Source organism: Pseudomonas fluorescens (genome assembly GCF_000968015.1).
Classification (GTDB): domain Bacteria; phylum Pseudomonadota; class Gammaproteobacteria; order Pseudomonadales; family Pseudomonadaceae; genus Aquipseudomonas; species Aquipseudomonas fluorescens_W.
Genome location: NZ_LACH01000037.1, coordinates 34,917 through 50,938 on the forward strand (window position 1 = coordinate 34,917; position 16,022 = coordinate 50,938).

Here is a 16,022-nt window from a genome sequence, read left to right on the forward strand (position 1 = left end):
AGTCCGTATGTCGCACAAAGAAGCGTCAGGTGTCGATATTGCTTTTTTACGACTACCGTTATCCGTCAGCACTACCTCTGGATCCATAGACAAGCAACTAGCAGCACGAGTGCATACGAATACATGCTCCCCACTTTGAGGATCAGACATGCATCCATCCTTTCTGCAGCGCATCGATGAGCTCGGCGATCTGCTCGTCCACTCCAATGCAACACGCATCGAACTCGTCCGGCGCACTAATCGACAGAAGTCGCGCCGCGGTGTTCGCTACCAGGTGGTGACCCTGCAGCTCGGTATTTTCCAGGTCATCGAGCGATACACGGGCACGACCTGGGCCTACCGTTTCAACTACCGCGAGGCCATGGATTTCGCCATCCAACTCGAGGAGAAGTCCAACCGTCGCAAGGGAGTTGCGCGGTGTTCGGCGGGCTGATGCCGCATCCGCGAGACGCGGTCGACGCATTGCGGGTTGACCGCCACCGCAGTTGATAGCTGCCACAAGTTAGATCCGGGCGATTGGCGATGCTGGATGGCATAATCGCGAACGGTTCATAACAGGGGCGTATCAATGACCGCTGAAAGCTACGACCAACTCGCGATCTTTTCGGCCGTGGCACAGGAGCGCAGTTTCACCCGCGCCGCTGCCAAACTGGGCATGTCACAGCCGGCCTTGAGCCGGGCCATGCGTCAGTTGGAGGAACGACTGGGCGTCAGGTTACTTGCTCGCACCACTCGCAGCGTATCCCCCACGGAAGCGGGCGAACATCTGCTGCGAGTGATCGCCCCAAGATTCGAAGAGATCGACAACGAGCTGGCATTGCTCAGCGAATTCCGTGACAAGCCTTCAGGCAAACTGCGTATCACGGCCGGCGAGCATTCTGCGATTACGATCCTGCATCCCGTGCTCGCAAAGCTGCTGCCCGACAATCCCGATCTCAAGATCGAGATCATCGTCGACTACGGCCTGACCGACATCGTGGCTGAAGGCTTCGACGCTGGCGTCCGGCTGGGTGAGCAGGTCGCCAAGGACATGATCGCGATGCGTATCGGTCCCGACATGCGCATGGCAGTGGTCAGTTCCCCAGAGTATTTCGTTCGGTATCCGAAGCCAAAAATCCCGAGCGATCTCATGCAGCACAACTGCATCACACTGCGCATGCCGACTTATGGTGGCCTCTTCCTCTGGGAGTTCGAGAAGAACGGGCAAGAATTGAAAGTACGCGTCGAAGGCCAATTGGTGTTCAACAACATTGCCATGCGCCTGGAGGCCGCCCTCCAGGGGTTGGGGCTGGCTTATATGCCAGAAGACCTGGTGCAGGAGCATGTCGCACAGGGTCGGTTGATTCGCGTACTCGCGGATTGGTGCGAGCCATTCTCGGGATACCACCTCTACTATCCAAGTCGACGCCAGAGTTCACCCGCCTTTACGTTGCTGCGTGAAGCCCTGCGCTATTCCAGCTGACGGGCCTGCGCGCTTGACGGGTGGCCGATCCCTGACTCACGGCCGCCCGGCCGTTTCAGCCAGATACTTGTCCAGCGCCTCGCCGGCACGCTTGGCCGCATCAGCGTCACCTTGGTCGGCCAGTACCTGAACGAGTTGACGCAATTGCGCAGTGCTCAGACCTACCCTCATGCTGGCGGCCATGTGCGAACGCAGTTGCGGCTCCACGCCGGGCGTGGCGGCCAGCGCTGCGACCGTCGCCAGTTCACGACTTTGCCAATCCAGGTTGTCTCGTTCGAAGATGTCGCCAAACAAATGCGCCTGCAAATATTGGTTGATGACAGGTGCGAAGTCGAACAGCGGGCCTTGGACGGGCGCACCGGAAATGCGGGTCTGGTTGACCTTGCCCACTGCTATTAATTCGTCGCCGGTGGGAATGACACGACCGGGCTCGCGCCCCGGATCATCCTGAATGCCGCGTTGTTTGCGCGCCTCCGCTACTTTCATCAGCTCGCCGAGTGCGTTGAGACTGCGAGGAAAGCCGGTGTAAGCGTAGAGCTGCACCAGGATTTCCTTCGCCTCGCTGACGGTCAACCCAGCATCCAGCCCCTGGTTCAAGGCAGCATTGAGCCTGGGCATGTTGCTTGTGGCCATGGAGGCTGCAATCAACGGGATAGCCTGCTGCCTGGCCGACAGCACCTCGGAAACGGCATGTTCGGCAGACATTGCTGGCGGCGTCGCCGGACTTTGTGCGTTGTTTGGGTAATCGATAACTTTCTCCAGCCATTGCACACTTTTGCCATCCACCACGCCGGTCACGGCCAGGTGGGTCATGGCGCTTGTCGGTGCGGCACCGTGCCAGTGCTTGACGCCCGGTGGGCAGACGATCACGTCTCCTGGATGGATTTCCTGCACGGGCTTGCCCCATTCCTGAGTCAGGCCCACTCCCGCGATCACCACCAATCGCTGGCCTGCTGGATGGGTATGCCAAGCCGAACGCGCGCCCGGCTCGAAGGTGACGTAGGCGCCTGACGCATTGATTTCGCCAGTGGCGGGAAACAAGGGATCGACGCGCACCCGCCCGGAGAAATAATCCGCCGGCCCCGCTGCCGAAGCCTGTGTATCTGCACGGCGGATCTGCTGGGCAGTCAGGGATTCACTGGTATTGTCTGGTCCGGCGGCGCTGGCGAAGGGCGTCGCGGCGCACATCGCGATCCCCAAAAGGGTCTTGTTCATGATGACGGCTCCTTGAATTCAGAGCGTTCTGGCGTAAAACGCGGTCAACTGATCCATTGCCACGTCCACATAGGCAGGCACCCAGTAGGTTTCGATATGGGTCGCGCCATCGATCAAAAACAGTTTTTTATCCTTCGTACCTGTGGCCTTGGCAAACGCCTGCTCCGACATGTACAGGCTGTCAGCCTTGCTGCCCGCGATCATCAGCAATGGCTTGTCGATCAGTTCGATCTGGTCCGTTGCATCGAAGCTCATCAAGTCCAGCAAACTGCTCAAGGTGTATCTGAAGGTCGAATTAGGGTGGGCATGGGTTTTGCCGTAATACTCAAAACCCTGCCGATACAGTTCAAACGGCAATTTGGCAATCTGCTCGTCCGTCAGCTTGGCATCACCGATGTAGAGAATTTCCCCGCCGGCCGCTTCTTGGGCGCGGGCAGCGGAAGCTTGCTGCAAGCGCTCCTGGACCGTGGACAGTTGCGAATCCCGGTAGCCATTACGGCGAACCAGCCCTGAGTTGAACATGCTCAAGGTTGCGATCGACTGGAATCGTTTGTCGGTTTGCGCCGCCTTCAATGAATAGCCGCCACCGCCGCAGATGCCGAGCAAGCCCAAACGCGTACTGTCGACGCCGGGGTAGCGGGCGATGAAATCCGCCATGCCGTGGATGTCTTCGACGCGGTACGCGGGTTTATCGACGTTACGCGGCTGACCGCCACTGGCCCCCTGATACGCCGCATCCGCAGTGATCGTAATGTAGCCCTGATCTGCCAGGCGCTGGGCATACAGACCTGCGACCTGCTCCTTCACCCCGCCATTGGGATGCGCCACCACGACAACCGGATATTTCTTCGCCGAGTCATAGTTCGCGGGGGTGTAAACGTTGGCGGAAATGTCCAGGCCATTGAGCTTGTAGGTGACCGGATGGAGGTTGACCTTGCCCGGCTCGTTCTTCGTCAGCGCGCCACCGTAGGTCAATGTGAAGGGATTCTGCTGGTAGTCCGCGGCCTCAACTTCGGCTGCCGACATACCGATCATGGCGGCCAGAACGGTGGCCTTTATCGTGGTTCGCGTCATATGAATAATCCTGCCTATTGCGACTTCTGATGGGCTCGGCGGCCATCGCCGGGCTCGTTTTCAATCCAGGTCTTTCTCTGCGAGAAACGTCGAAACCAGATCCGCGATCTCGATGTTGTTGAGGTCCGAGAAGGGAAAGTGGGAATTGCCGTTGATCCCGATCTCCGGCAAATGGATCAGCCTTACATCACCGCCATGCCGGTTCACGGTATCTCGCCACAGGCGCGCCATCTCAAGCCGGGCGCGCCAGCTGTCTTGCGCGGGCAGACGCACCGGTTTTTCGGGGATGTTGTCGCCATAGAAGATGACGATGGGGATGCGGGTCAGCGCTTCGAACTGCGCCTTGGATACGACCTGCGCCGAGAGTGTGTCGAACGCACTGGGGATCGGCACCGGGGCTTCATCCTCAGGAAACACGAAGCTACTGCCCGGCTCAAACGCCACGATGGCTCGCACATTGTGGCTCTTGATCGACGTCAGCCAACCGGGCCCGCCACCTTGCGAGTGAGTAAACAGAATGGCGGGGCCAGTCTTTTCCAGCAGCGCAGACACGCCATCGGAAACCACATCAATGTCGTAAGGACCGGTGTTGGGCGTCATCGAACGGAAGAATTGCTCCAGCGCCTCCTGCCCGCGTGGAAACTGACTGCCCTCGAAGCTGTTTGGCCACACACCAATGCGGAACTGGTTAAACCACAGCTGCTCGTCCGCCACCGGTTTGATTGTGCTTTCAACCAGACTGCGTCCCGCATCGCCACGGCGCGGCTGGTCGATCAGATAGGTGGAAAAGCCGCGACGCAGAAAGATGTTCTGGAACCCTTCTCGACCATCGGCCGTCGTTTCCCAGGACTTCGCGGACTGCCCGGCACCATGCAACATGACAATCGGGAGCGGGCGAGCGTCGACCGGAACCTGGTAGAACGCATACACGTGATCGCCATGAAAGGTTTGGCCATCCGGCTTCATCGGTGTGTACGGATCAAAGACACCCGGTTGGGTCATCAGCCCGCCGCCAGCCATCAGGCTTCCCTGTTTCTCGATGATCAGCGGACTGCGATCGGCCGCCTCCACGACCGCAGCGGTGCACAAAGCGAAACAAAGCGTACCCGCCTTCGCTACGGCGGGCATGCACTTGCGGATAATGTGCTGGGTCATGGATTGCTCTCGGCTTGAATTCGCGAGAAGCAACTTACCCTTCAACTATTGATTGATAAACAGCACTAATCGGATAGCACTAATATCAAAATCACATAAATGTGATTTATGAGCCAAGGATCATCAAGCCGCAATTGTGCTTCGTGCTTTACCGGGCCAGAAATGACTTGAGACCATTGTGGCCGTCCACGATCAGGTTTCGAATGAGCTCCTGATAGTGCTCAGTGGTATTCGGATCTTGCAAATCGAAACCTGCAGACCAATTGATGAACGTCTTGGACTGTCCAGTCAAAGCGACCAACTTCACGGTGGCCACATAGTTATCCAGAGGTAAGGGAGCCTGCTCAAAGCAGTAAGAAAGCGTCAAGTTGCGGTCATCCACTGACATCAAACGCTCCCTGACGATTGCGCCATCGGCCAGCGTGAGTTTGCGAATACAGCCAACCAGACCATCAGGCTGATTGTCCTCAATGCTGCTTTCGACAATTGAGGGATGCCATTTTTGAATCTCACCAAATTTCTTCAATACGCCCCAGGCGCGTCCTGCATCGCTATCCAGGACAGCGGAAAACTCAACCATCGGCATCGTGTTTACACCTTGAAATTATCAACTTTTAAAACACCTGGCCTTGGCTCAAACGCAGCGCTCGGAGGTGACTCCGATCCCGGAATGGACTTAACCGGGATCGGTGGACGCTCAACCTTCGAACTGGTGATAAACCTTGGCGATGACCTTCCAGGCGCCGTCGATTTTGATCAGGGTCAGGTAGTCGTTGTAGTCGGCACCGATCGCATCCTGCTCCATATCGACACGGACTACGGCGGTCGTGGGTGTGATCGCCAGCACGTCGAGTCGGGTAGTGATCTGAGGGGCACTGCCGTTCTTCTGAACGAAATCAAATAGATTCTTGATCGGGCCGCCAAGCAGCTCACCATTCGTGAAACCGTACATCACGGCATCTTTGTGAAAAGCTTGCGCTACGTCCTCTGCGCTGCCCGCACGCAGACCTTCGACGTACTGATTGGCGGTGGCGATGACCGAGTTGTACTCGGCGGTTGATACTGCCTTCACGTTCTTCGACATGGTTCTCTCCAATGATTCAAGGGCGAGGTAAATAGCACCCCGCCGGCGGCGATCAAGGGATCACGCGCTCGGGTGGGTGTGGTAAATCTTGCTGACGATCGTCCACTGGCCTTCCACCTTCAGCAAGTTGAAGAAGTCGGTGAAGCGAAACCCCGAAACGTTGTCGGTATCGACGCGAGCACTGGCGGCAGTGCCCACGATGTCGATGCGAATGATCGCGGCTTTGGCTTCCGGAGATGGACGGAAGGAGTTGTCGATCACGTCATACAGATTCTGGATCGCGCCGCCGACGAGCTTGTCGCCGTCGACCCCAAACATGGTGGCGTGCTCGTTGAACGCTGGTTTCATCAAGGTGCTGTCAGCCTTGGCGCCACCTTCGTTGTACTGGCTAAGCACGTCGACGATCGCGTTGTATTCCTGGACGTAAGTTGGATTGCTCATGATGTACTCCTGATTGAAAGATTTTCCGATTACCCATCAGGTCTGGATGGGCGCGGCTATAGCCAACCAACGATCACCAATCCTGGCGAGTCGGCGAAATGATTAGATCGTTGACCGTGACGTTTTCCGGTTGGTTGAGCGCATAAATCACGGCACGACCGATATCGTCGGGCGCAATGGCAATTCGGTTTAGTTCCTGAGCCGCCTTACGCCCTTCAGGATCGCTGACCTTGTCCGCCCAGCCGGTATTGATGACGCCAGGGCTGACGGTGTTGACGCGGATGCCATGCTGCACGCCCAACTCCTTTCGCATGGACTCGGTCATGGCCTGGACGAAAAACTTGGTAGCGCTGTAAACACCCGCCGCCGGCCCGACCTGGTGACCTGCGACAGAGTCCATGTTGAGAATCTGCCCGGACTTCTGTTCCAGCATGAACGGCAGTACCGCAGCAGTAGCGTTGAGGTAGCCCTTGACGTTCACATCGATCATCTTTTCCCAATCCTGCACGGCCAGATCGACCCAGTTGGAAAAGAGCATCAAACCGGCGTTGTTGACCAAGATGTCCACGGCGCCGTAGGTGTCGTGTGCAAATTTCGCGAGAGCCTTGGTTTGATCCAGATGGGTAACGTCTGTGGTGAAAGCAACCACGTCGCTGCCTGACTCGCGCAACTCTGCAACAAACGCTTCCAGCCCTTTCTGATCGAGTGCTGCCGCTACCACGCGGACGCCCTGTGCAGCGAGTGCACGAGTGGTGGCAGCGCCAATGCCGGATGATGCGCCAGTGACGATGGCAACCTTGTTTTGCAGATAATTCATACCTGAGTACCTCTTGTGCGGCGAAATGCTTTCGCGACGGAGCCTCCCCACGCCTAGCTGACGCAAGGGGAACCTCTCATTAGTTGGAGTTGGCCGTTGGCCAATCGGTGTAGCCCCTGGCGCCTCCGCCGTAGTAACTCTCACGTGGCGCGATGGTCAGTTCGGCACCACGACGCAGGCGCTCTACCAGGTCTGGATTGGCAATGAACAAACGACCAAACGCAACCGCGTCGATCCGGCCTTGCGCCCGGCGTTCCAGCGCCATATCCAGGTCATAGTTGTTATTACCTATGAATGGCCCTTCGAACTGCGCACTCAGCGCGTCCAGATTCACTCCATCAGGAACGGTGCGAGAAGTGGCGGTTGCGCCTTCGACGAAGTGCAGATAGGCCAGGTTGAACCTGTTGAGCTGTTGAATCAGGTAACCGTAAGTCCCCATGACGTTGCTGTCGGGAGGCGTGTTACCAGCATCAGGTGTCACTGGCGAAAGGCGGATGCCAACCCGGTCACTGCCCCAAATCGAAACGACGGCTTCGGTGACTTCAAGCGTCAATCGAGCCCGGTTCTCGATAGAACCGCCATAGCGGTCGGTGCGCTGATTGGTGGAATCGCGCAGAAACTGGTCGAGCAAATAGCTGTTGGCGGAATGAACTTCCACGCCGTCGAAACCGGCGCGTTTTGCATTTTCTGCCGCCCGTTTGTATTGCTCGATGATTCCCGGAATCTCTGAAGTCTCCAGCGCGCGAGGCATCGACACTTCGACAAAGCCGTTCTCGGTGTAAGTGCTGCCTTCGGCCTTGATCGCCGAGGGAGCGACTGGCGCTTCGCCGTTTTGCTGCAACTCGACGCTGGAGAAGCGGCCTACGTGCCATAGCTGACTGACAATCTTGCCGCCTGACGCGTGTACCGCGTCAGTGACTTTTTTCCAGCCTGCCACCTGTTCTTCCGACCAGATACCAGGCGTCATGGCATAGCCACGGCCCTGAGCAGAAATGTTCGTGGCCTCGGCGATGATCAGGCCTGCGCCGGCACGCTGGGCGTAGTAAGTGGCGTGCAGCCCATTCGGCACGCCATCTTCCGCCATCCGGCTGCGTGTTACTGGAGCCATGACAATACGGTTGGCCAGTTGCAAGGCCCCCATCTGCACGGGCGAAAAAAGGTCGGTGCCAAGACTATTATCAATCATGCTCAATACCTGAAATATTAGACCGGTCGTCTAGTTAGAAGATTAAAAAAAACGCCCCTATGCCAGCAGGCGTTTACTCGTGATCAATGCGGTTTCAAATGGGGCCGTGGTCTTCTTGACCTTGACCAACAGCGAGGCGCCAAGCCATAGCTGATATAGCGATTCGGCCAATATCGCCGCGTCCTGGATCGGCGAAATGGAACCATCTGCCATGCCCTGCTCAACACAGCGCGTGATGCGCTGGATGATCAGCGCTGTGCCTTCTTCCAGCACCGTGCGCATGTCTTCCGACAGGTCGCAGACTTCAGCGCCCAGTTTCACCACCAGGCATTTCTCCTCGGGATGATCGAACGCTTGCGTCTTTGCCCAGTAGTGCAGATAGCACAGCAGCCGCTCGGCTCCGGTTCCTTCTGCGGCCATCACGATATCGACGCGTCCGATGTACTCTTGAAAGTACTCTTCGAGCAGCGCTTGGCCGAATTCTTCTTTCGAGCGGAAGTAGTGATAGAACGACCCTTTAGGTACGCCAGCGGTTGTCAGCACTTCCGACAGCCCCACGGCTGTATAACCCTTGTTGGTCATCAGCGACTTGGCCACATCGATGATGTGCTGTCGCATATCTTGGATAGGTTTCTTCATAGGGAAGGCAGCCTACACAAAACTAGACCGGTCGTCTAGAAGCTCTCACCCCACCTGATGAACTGACTGAGCCGTTAGCGTTTCCTGTCGGACGTCTACTCGTGGATTGCTATGCTTTTTGCGCTACCGGATTGACTCGTGAAGGCTCAAGGGCCGCCCTCTCCCATTTAGCGATAACCAACGGCGCAATGGCATTCCCCAACACGTTCAATGTGGTGGTACCACTATCGATAATCCTGAAGATGCCCGCGATCAGTGCAACCCCTTCCAATGGAAGACCGGCAGAGGCCAACGTAGCTGACAAGATAATGATGGCAAATCCAGGCACCCCGGCAGCACCTTTGGAGGTCAGCACCATCGTCACTACCAGCAAAATCTGCTGAGACAGCGAAAGATCGATTCCATAAAGCTGAGCGACAAAAATCGTCGCCACGCCCAGGAAAATCGACGCGCCATCCAGATTGAATGCATACCCCACCGGCACCACAAAACTGACGATCCGTCGCGGGACACCGTAGCTCTCTAACTTGCTCATCAACTGCGGCATGACCGCTGCGGATGCTGCACTCGAAAATGCAAGAATCAACTCATTCCGGAAAAACTTGATCAGCTTGAAAATGTTCTCGCCGATCAAATAGCAGATCCCCCCGAGCACCACCAATGCGAAGACAATCAGGGCCAGATAAACCACACCAATCAACTTGAGCAGGGGTAATAGCGAGGCAAAGCCAAAGGTCGCAACGGTGGCGCCGATCATGCCAAATACGCCGATTGGCGCGTAAGCCATGACGATTGAGACGACTTTGAACATCGCATCGGAAATACCCTGAACCACCGCGACCACTGGCGCGCTTTTCTCTCTAGGTAGCGAGTTCAATGCCATGCCGAACAGGACAGCGAAGAACAGCACCGACAGCAGCTTCGCTTCCGACATCGCCACAAAGACGTTGTCCGGGACGATGTTCTGCACAATCACGAGAGCGCCCTTCGAAGGCTCCATCGTGATGGACGCAGCGCTATGCGTAATGCCGGAAATATCAGTGCCTGTGCCAGGCTCGAAGATATTCGCGAAACAAAGACCCATCACAATCGCCAGGCCGGTGATCGCAAAAAAATACCCCAGCGACTTTATGCCCATACGACCAAATGACTTGTTATCTCCGCCTCCTGCGATGCCCAGGATCATGCAACAAAACACAATCGGAACAACCACCATCTTCATCATCTTGATGAAGATGTCGCCAAGCGGTTTCAGGATTTCAGCACTGACCCACGATTGATACTGCGGATGAGTATTGAAATACCAACCGACGAGCACGCCAAGCAACAGCCCGGCAATTATTTGCCACACCAAGGGAATACGTTTCATGTCTAGCCTTCTTGTTGGAATGAAAGGACTGCGTTAACTGGCAGTTGCTAGAGTCATGAGCTTCCAGCTCACTTGAGTTCAAATGGCACAACGCCGTTGTGCCAACAATTTTCTTATTTTGCGAAGAGCTGGCTCATATCCTTGAAGGCCTTGAATTCCAGGGCATTTCCGCAAGGGTCGAACAAAAACATGGTGGCTTGCTCGCCAACCTGTCCTTTGAAACGAATGTAGGGTTCGATTACAAACTCAGTGCCAAAGGACTTCAGGCGCTCCGCCAGCGCTTCCCATTCTTCCCAGCCCAGAATGATGCCGAAGTGCGGAACAGGTACGTCGTGGCCGTCTACCGGGTTGCTATGGACGCTTTCCTGGGAAGCGGTTTTTGGGTGTTCGTGAATAACCAGTTGGTGGCCATAAAAGTTGAAGTCGACCCATTGGTTGCTGGAACGACCTTCTTCCAGGCCGAACACTTCGCCGTAAAATGTGCGTGCGCCAGCAAGGTTGTAAACGGGGATTGCGAGGTGGAAAGGCGAGAGGCTCATCAGAACTCCAATACAATTTTTTTGTTGGTAAAGGACGGAGCGTATGAATGCTGTCCGTTGGTTTTTCGCGACGCTTCACGTTCCGCCGTCTCACCGACATCGGCTTATAGGTTCGGGCAGTTGCCGGGGGACAGGCACATCGTAGGGCGGCCAACAAAACAAAAAAATCAATATAATTTTCTTAGAAACACAATTAATATTTGTGAATGATCAAAGAACTCAAAACACTCATCGCCGTTGCACGGGAAGGTACGTTTGCCGCTGCCGGGAATAAAATCGGCCTCACCCAAGCAGCGGTGAGCGCCCAGATTCAGCGTCTGGAGGCCGAGCTCGGCTTTGAGATATTCGACAGGAAGGGACGCTCAGCCCACCTAAACAGGATGGGCCATCAAATACTCCTGCAAGCGCAAGAGCTGCTTCGGCTTTACGATAATCTGGGCTCCACCACGGTCGGACTTCCCAGCGTTCTGGTGAACATCGGTGCCATCGCTTCCGTACAGCGCTCCTATCTTCCAGATGCACTAGCCAAGTTTCACCAACAATGCCCGCAATGCCGAACCCGCGTAATCCCGGGGCTATCGATGGAGTTGGTGAACCTCGTGGATGCCGGTGAGATCGACATGGCCGCAATCATTCGCCCACCCTTCTCGCTCCAGAGCGATCTGCGCTGGACAACGCTCGCACTTGAACCTTACCGATTGATCGTTCCGCGCGAAGTACCGGGAGAAGACTGGTCAGAACTACTTTCCAGCCAACCGTTTATTCGGTATGACCGATCATCATTTGGGGGAAGGCAGGTGGATCGCTTCCTGCGCCAGATGCATTTCACGTTGCGTGAAGTTTGCGAACTGGATGAGCTGGAGGCGATCATCAAGCTAGTGGAAAATGGCGTTGGTGTAGCGCTGGTGCCGCAGACAGCGATACATCAGGAATGGCCAGCGGCTGTAAGAGTACTCGACCTCGGACAACACACCTTTCATCGTGATATTGGGCTGGTACACAGGTCTCGCCAAAGCTTTACCGAACCTGTGCGGATACTGGCCCAACTTATTAGTGACCAGGTAAAGACCGGCGCCGAATAAAACCCGGATTAGTAGCCATTCGTGACGTACTGCTTTCACTGCTTCGGTCAGGCTGGAAACGGCCAGCCATGACGCGCCAAGCCAGTTATGTCGGAAGGAGTCCCGCCTCTTGATAGCTCTGAACAAGTTCGTCGAATAAACCGATATCGAAGCGCGTTCGGGCAATCATTTGAGCGCCAGCAACGGCGGTGTAAATGGCGCGGGCACGTCGCTCGCACACTTCAACGCTTCCCAGGCCGCTATCAGAGAGTAATTTCGTCAGCCATGCCACATTGATGTCTGCAAACGCCAGCACTTCACTTTTCACCTCCTCGGGCAGGTCCTGGTATTCCGCAGCCATGAAGCTGAACAAACACAGCCTGTTGCCGTCTTCCAGGGATGTTCGAAAGATGCTCGGGTACGCCTTCAAGCAGCGAATCGGATCAGGGTTTTCACCGCGCAGGGCTTCCAGGACACTGACTGTGTCCTCCCGGTATCGCCTGGCTACTGCGGCGCCGAGGTCGGCTTTGCTCGAGAAATGGTAGTAGATGCTTGCGTTCTTGATCCCCACCGCATCAGCAATGCTTCGGAAATTGATCCCACCGTAGCCGTGGGTTTGAGCGGCCCCTTTGGCGGCTTCCAATATCGCTTCCCGGGCATTTTCGCTCACGTTTTCATTCCTCGAATCGTTGATTGGTGTGGTCATCTGGCGCGATGTTACTCGCATACTTCATCACCTGCCAATTGGTAGGTAGTTGTTGACAGCACAGAAACAAGCGCCCAATCTTTACCTACCACTTGATAGGTAGGTAAATAAATCATGACTTTTCAGCAGCAACACTCCGACGCGTCGAAATTCCCGATGATGAAAATTTACGACTGGTACAACGGCCCCTACCCGGCGCGGGTCAGAATCGCGTTAGCAGAGAAAGGCCTGCTGTCCCGGATCGAGTTTGTACCGGTCAATCTATGGACAGGCGAGCACAAGAAACCAGCATTTCTAGCCATCAACTACTCCGGAACACTTCCCGTCCTGGAGCTGGCCGACGGCACGCTCATCGCGGAGTGCACCGCTATCACACAGTACCTGGATGCTCTGGATGACAGCCCTGTACTCACCGGTAAAACGCCCACTGAGAAAGGCATCATCCATATGATGACCAAGCGTGCGGAAATTGAGTTTCTGGACGCTGTCAGCACGTACTTCCATCACGCAACGCCGGGGCTTGGGCCAGATATCGAGCTTTCTCAGAACCCTGAATGGGGTGAGCGCATGCGGGACAAGGCCGTAAGGGGGATGCACTATTTCAACAGCGTCCTGAAAAATCAGCCTTTTGTGGCGGGTAACGCATTTTCGATGGCCGACATTGCGGTTCTGGGCGGCATGATTTTCGCCTCACTGGTGAATCTGCCTGTCCCTGATGAATGTGAAGCATTGCATGCATGGCATGCCAGGATGAACGAACGATCAAGCGTCCAGGACTGGCGCGCCATGGTGAAACAAGGCGAGCCAAAAAACTGAGAACGAATGCATCTGGGTATGGCTCACCCACCTAGGTGACAGTTTTTAACTGGCACTGGTAATGACCGGCGCGACATAGTGCGCCGGTCACTTCCACCACCGCTAACTCACTTTTTTATTGAAACAATCGTCGCTCTGCCACCCTCGACTCGAAATGAAAACGACACTCGGTCTCCAGCCGTCAGCCCTGTCAGCTGCTCTTCCGTCACGGAAAAGGCCATGGTCATCGGCGGCCATTGCACAGCCGGGACAGCACCGTGAGAGAGGGTCACCGTATGCTTCGTAGTATCGATAGCCTTGATCGTACCGTCGGCGGTGGCGACTGAAGCCTGCGTTGTTTCCTGCTTCATCTGCATGCCCTCCATTCCGTCCATTTTCATGCCCGGCATATCCTCTGCGTGGGCCGAAAGAGACAGCGTGAATACGGTGCTTGCAACTGCAATCAGGGTCAGTTTCATACGACTTTTCCTAGAGGGGTGATGGGTTCAGCTGAGAGGTGCCGGCGACGCATCAGGCGATACGCTGCCGGAATGACAAACAGGGAAAGCAAGGGTGCCGTGACCATGCCGCCGACCATGGGTGCAGCAATTCGGCTCATCACCTCGCTGCCGGTCCCGCTACCCAGCATGATGGGTAACAAGCCCGCAATGATGACGGCCACGGTCATGGCCTTGGGTCGAACACGCTGCACGGCGCCTTCACGAATCGCCGCAACCAGACCGCGCTCAGTGCTGTCGCCGAGGTCTTCACGTTCGGCCCAGGCGTTCTTCAGGTAGAGCAGCATGATCACGCCAAACTCGGCAGAAACACCGGCCAATGCGATAAAACCGACCCCGGTGGCGACTGACAGGTTGAACCCCAACAGATAGAGGAACCATGCCCCGCCAGTCAGGGCGAATGGCAGAGTGGCCATGATCAGCAAGGCCTCATCGAAGCGGGCGAAGGTCAGGTAGAGCAACACGAAGATGATCAACAGCGTGGCAGGCACCACCAGTTTGAGTCGTGCGTTGGCCCTTTCGAGAAACTCGAACTGCCCCGAGTAACTCAGGCTCATGCCGGGCTGCAACTTGACCTGCTCATTGACGACCCGTCGTAGATCAGCGACCACAGACGCAATGTCCCTACCACGCACATCGATGTACACCCAACCTGAAGGTCGAGCGTTCTCGCTTTTGAGCATCGGCGGACCGTCCGTGACGTTGACCTTCGCCACTGTGCCGAGGGTGATCTGGCTACCTAGCGGGGTATAGATCGGCAATTGCTCCAAGGCACCGAGCGAGTCACGCCACTCCCGTGGGTAACGCACGTTGATCGGGAAGCGGGCGAGCCCTTCAATGGTTTCACCGACGTTTTCACCGCCGATAGCGCCGGCCACGATGGATTGCACATCGGCGATGTTCAGTCCGTAGCGGGCGGCGGCTTTGCGGTCGATATCCACATCGATATAGCGGCCACCGGTCAGTCGCTCGGCCAGAGCCGAACTGACACCGGGTACACCCTTGGCCACTCGCTCGACGGCCTGAGTCGCGGCATCGATCTCCGTCAGGTTGGTGCCGGCAACTTTCACACCGATGGGACTCTTGATCCCCGTAGCCAGCATGTCGATACGGTTACGAATCGGCGGTATCCAGATATTCGTCAGCCCAGGGACTCGTACCACTCGATCCAGTTCTTCCACCAGTTTTTCCTGGGTCATGCCTGGACGCCATTGCTCGTGCGGCTTGAACTGGATGGTGGTTTCGAACATCTCCAGCGGTGCGGGGTCGGTGGCGGTTTCAGCGCGTCCCGCTTTACCGAAGACGTGTTCGACCTCTGGCACGGTCTTGATCAGACGGTCGGTCTGTTGCAGCAGTTGCGCCGCTTTCTGCGCCGACAGCCCCGGCAGAGCCGAAGGCATATAGAGCAGATCACCCTCGTCCAACGGGGGGAGAAACTCACCCCCCAGGCGCGACATTGGCCATAGCGCACTGACAAAAACCACCAGCGCCACCAACAGCGTGATCTTTGGTCGACGCAAGACTGCGTCCAGGGCTGGCTGATAGATCCGAATCAACCAGCGGTTCAACGGGTTCTGATGTTCACTGGGAATTCGTCCTCGAATCCAGTAGCCCATCAGCACCGGCACCAACGTCACTGACAATCCCGCCGCTGCCGCCATGGCGTAGGTTTTGGTGAAAGCCAAAGGGCCGAACAGCCGTCCTTCCTGAGCTTCCAGCGTGAACACCGGAATGAACGACAGGGTGATGATCAACAAACAGAAGAACAACGCGGGGCCTACCTCTGCCGCCGCTTCGGTCATTACATGCCAATGACGTTCACCCTTCAGTTCTTCCCCCGGATTGGCCGCGTGCCATGCCTCAATCTTCTTGTGGGCGTTCTCGATCATCACCACGGCGGCATCGACCATGGCGCCGATGGCGATGGCAATCCCACCCAAGGACATGATGTTGGCGTTGAT

18 protein-coding genes are annotated in these 16,022 nt (G+C 56.4%); 4 read left to right on the forward strand and 14 right to left on the reverse strand.

The annotated features are described in order from the left end of the window. Positions 1-148: 148 nt before the first annotated feature. Both VD17_RS17365 and VD17_RS17370 read left to right on the forward strand, forming a co-directional pair. A complete protein-coding gene (locus VD17_RS17365; protein ID WP_046054856.1) occupies positions 149-433 on the forward strand; it encodes a hypothetical protein in 285 nt (94 codons plus the stop codon). Between the two features lie 135 nt (positions 434-568). Then, on the forward strand, positions 569-1,462 hold the full coding sequence (locus VD17_RS17370; protein ID WP_046054857.1) for a LysR family transcriptional regulator: 894 nt from the start codon (positions 569-571) through the stop codon (positions 1,460-1,462). Positions 1,463-1,498: 36 nt separating this feature from the next. Here VD17_RS17370 and VD17_RS17375 read toward each other — a convergent pair whose 3' ends face one another. From VD17_RS17375 to VD17_RS17425, 11 genes are all read right to left on the reverse strand, one after another. Continuing rightward, a complete protein-coding gene (locus VD17_RS17375; RefSeq protein WP_046054858.1) occupies positions 1,499-2,677 on the reverse strand; it encodes a (R)-mandelonitrile lyase in 1,179 nt (392 codons plus the stop codon). An 18-nt stretch (positions 2,678-2,695) separates the two neighbouring features. After that, on the reverse strand, positions 2,696-3,751 hold the full coding sequence (locus VD17_RS17380; RefSeq protein ID WP_046054859.1) for an alpha/beta hydrolase: 1,056 nt from the start codon (positions 3,749-3,751) through the stop codon (positions 2,696-2,698). Positions 3,752-3,811: 60 nt separating this feature from the next. After that, on the reverse strand, positions 3,812-4,906 hold the full coding sequence (locus tag VD17_RS17385; protein WP_046054860.1) for an alpha/beta hydrolase: 1,095 nt from the start codon (positions 4,904-4,906) through the stop codon (positions 3,812-3,814). Positions 4,907-5,054: 148 nt separating this feature from the next. Continuing rightward, on the reverse strand, positions 5,055-5,492 hold the full coding sequence (locus VD17_RS17390) for an SRPBCC family protein (protein WP_046054861.1): 438 nt from the start codon (positions 5,490-5,492) through the stop codon (positions 5,055-5,057). Positions 5,493-5,603: 111 nt separating this feature from the next. Further along, a complete protein-coding gene (locus VD17_RS17395) occupies positions 5,604-5,990 on the reverse strand; it encodes a nuclear transport factor 2 family protein (RefSeq protein WP_046054862.1) in 387 nt (128 codons plus the stop codon). Between the two features lie 60 nt (positions 5,991-6,050). Further along, positions 6,051-6,431: a nuclear transport factor 2 family protein gene (locus VD17_RS17400; protein ID WP_046054863.1), complete on the reverse strand. Its 381-nt coding sequence runs from the start codon at positions 6,429-6,431 to the stop codon at positions 6,051-6,053. A 73-nt stretch (positions 6,432-6,504) separates the two neighbouring features. After that, entirely contained in the window at positions 6,505-7,248 is a 744-nt protein-coding gene (locus VD17_RS17405; RefSeq protein WP_046054864.1) for an SDR family oxidoreductase, read from the reverse strand. A gap of 79 nt (positions 7,249-7,327) precedes the next feature. Beyond that, positions 7,328-8,434: an alkene reductase gene (locus tag VD17_RS17410; RefSeq protein ID WP_046054865.1), complete on the reverse strand. Its 1,107-nt coding sequence runs from the start codon at positions 8,432-8,434 to the stop codon at positions 7,328-7,330. A 57-nt stretch (positions 8,435-8,491) separates the two neighbouring features. Next, positions 8,492-9,073 carry a TetR/AcrR family transcriptional regulator gene (locus VD17_RS17415; protein WP_046054866.1) on the reverse strand — a complete coding sequence of 194 codons (582 nt, stop codon included), beginning with the start codon at positions 9,071-9,073 and terminating at the stop codon, positions 8,492-8,494. Positions 9,074-9,182: 109 nt separating this feature from the next. Continuing rightward, positions 9,183-10,442: a cation:dicarboxylate symporter family transporter gene (locus VD17_RS17420; protein WP_046054867.1), complete on the reverse strand. Its 1,260-nt coding sequence runs from the start codon at positions 10,440-10,442 to the stop codon at positions 9,183-9,185. Between the two features lie 113 nt (positions 10,443-10,555). Continuing rightward, positions 10,556-10,981, reverse strand: coding sequence for a VOC family protein (locus VD17_RS17425; protein ID WP_046054868.1), 426 nt, complete (start codon positions 10,979-10,981; stop codon positions 10,556-10,558). A 206-nt stretch (positions 10,982-11,187) separates the two neighbouring features. Between VD17_RS17425 and VD17_RS17430 the strand changes: the two genes are divergently transcribed. Next, a complete protein-coding gene (locus VD17_RS17430; RefSeq protein WP_046054869.1) occupies positions 11,188-12,063 on the forward strand; it encodes a LysR substrate-binding domain-containing protein in 876 nt (291 codons plus the stop codon). 85 nt (positions 12,064-12,148) lie between these two features. On the opposite strand, the gene VD17_RS17435 is transcribed toward VD17_RS17430, so the two are convergent. Next, positions 12,149-12,712, reverse strand: a complete 564-nt coding sequence (locus VD17_RS17435; protein WP_046054870.1) for a TetR/AcrR family transcriptional regulator — start codon at positions 12,710-12,712, stop codon at positions 12,149-12,151. 150 nt (positions 12,713-12,862) lie between these two features. Between VD17_RS17435 and VD17_RS17440 the strand changes: the two genes are divergently transcribed. After that, positions 12,863-13,564: a glutathione S-transferase gene (locus VD17_RS17440; protein WP_046054871.1), complete on the forward strand. Its 702-nt coding sequence runs from the start codon at positions 12,863-12,865 to the stop codon at positions 13,562-13,564. A gap of 107 nt (positions 13,565-13,671) precedes the next feature. Here VD17_RS17440 and VD17_RS17445 read toward each other — a convergent pair whose 3' ends face one another. Both VD17_RS17445 and VD17_RS32625 read right to left on the reverse strand, forming a co-directional pair. Then, the gene (locus tag VD17_RS17445; RefSeq protein WP_046054872.1) at positions 13,672-14,022 is read right to left on the reverse strand and encodes a copper-binding protein; all 351 of its coding nucleotides are present in this window, start codon (positions 14,020-14,022) and stop codon (positions 13,672-13,674) included. Further along, the coding region (locus VD17_RS32625; protein WP_259674566.1) for an efflux RND transporter permease subunit at positions 14,019-16,022 on the reverse strand (2,004 nt) is incomplete at its 5' end. The genes VD17_RS17445 and VD17_RS32625, both read right to left, overlap by 4 nt.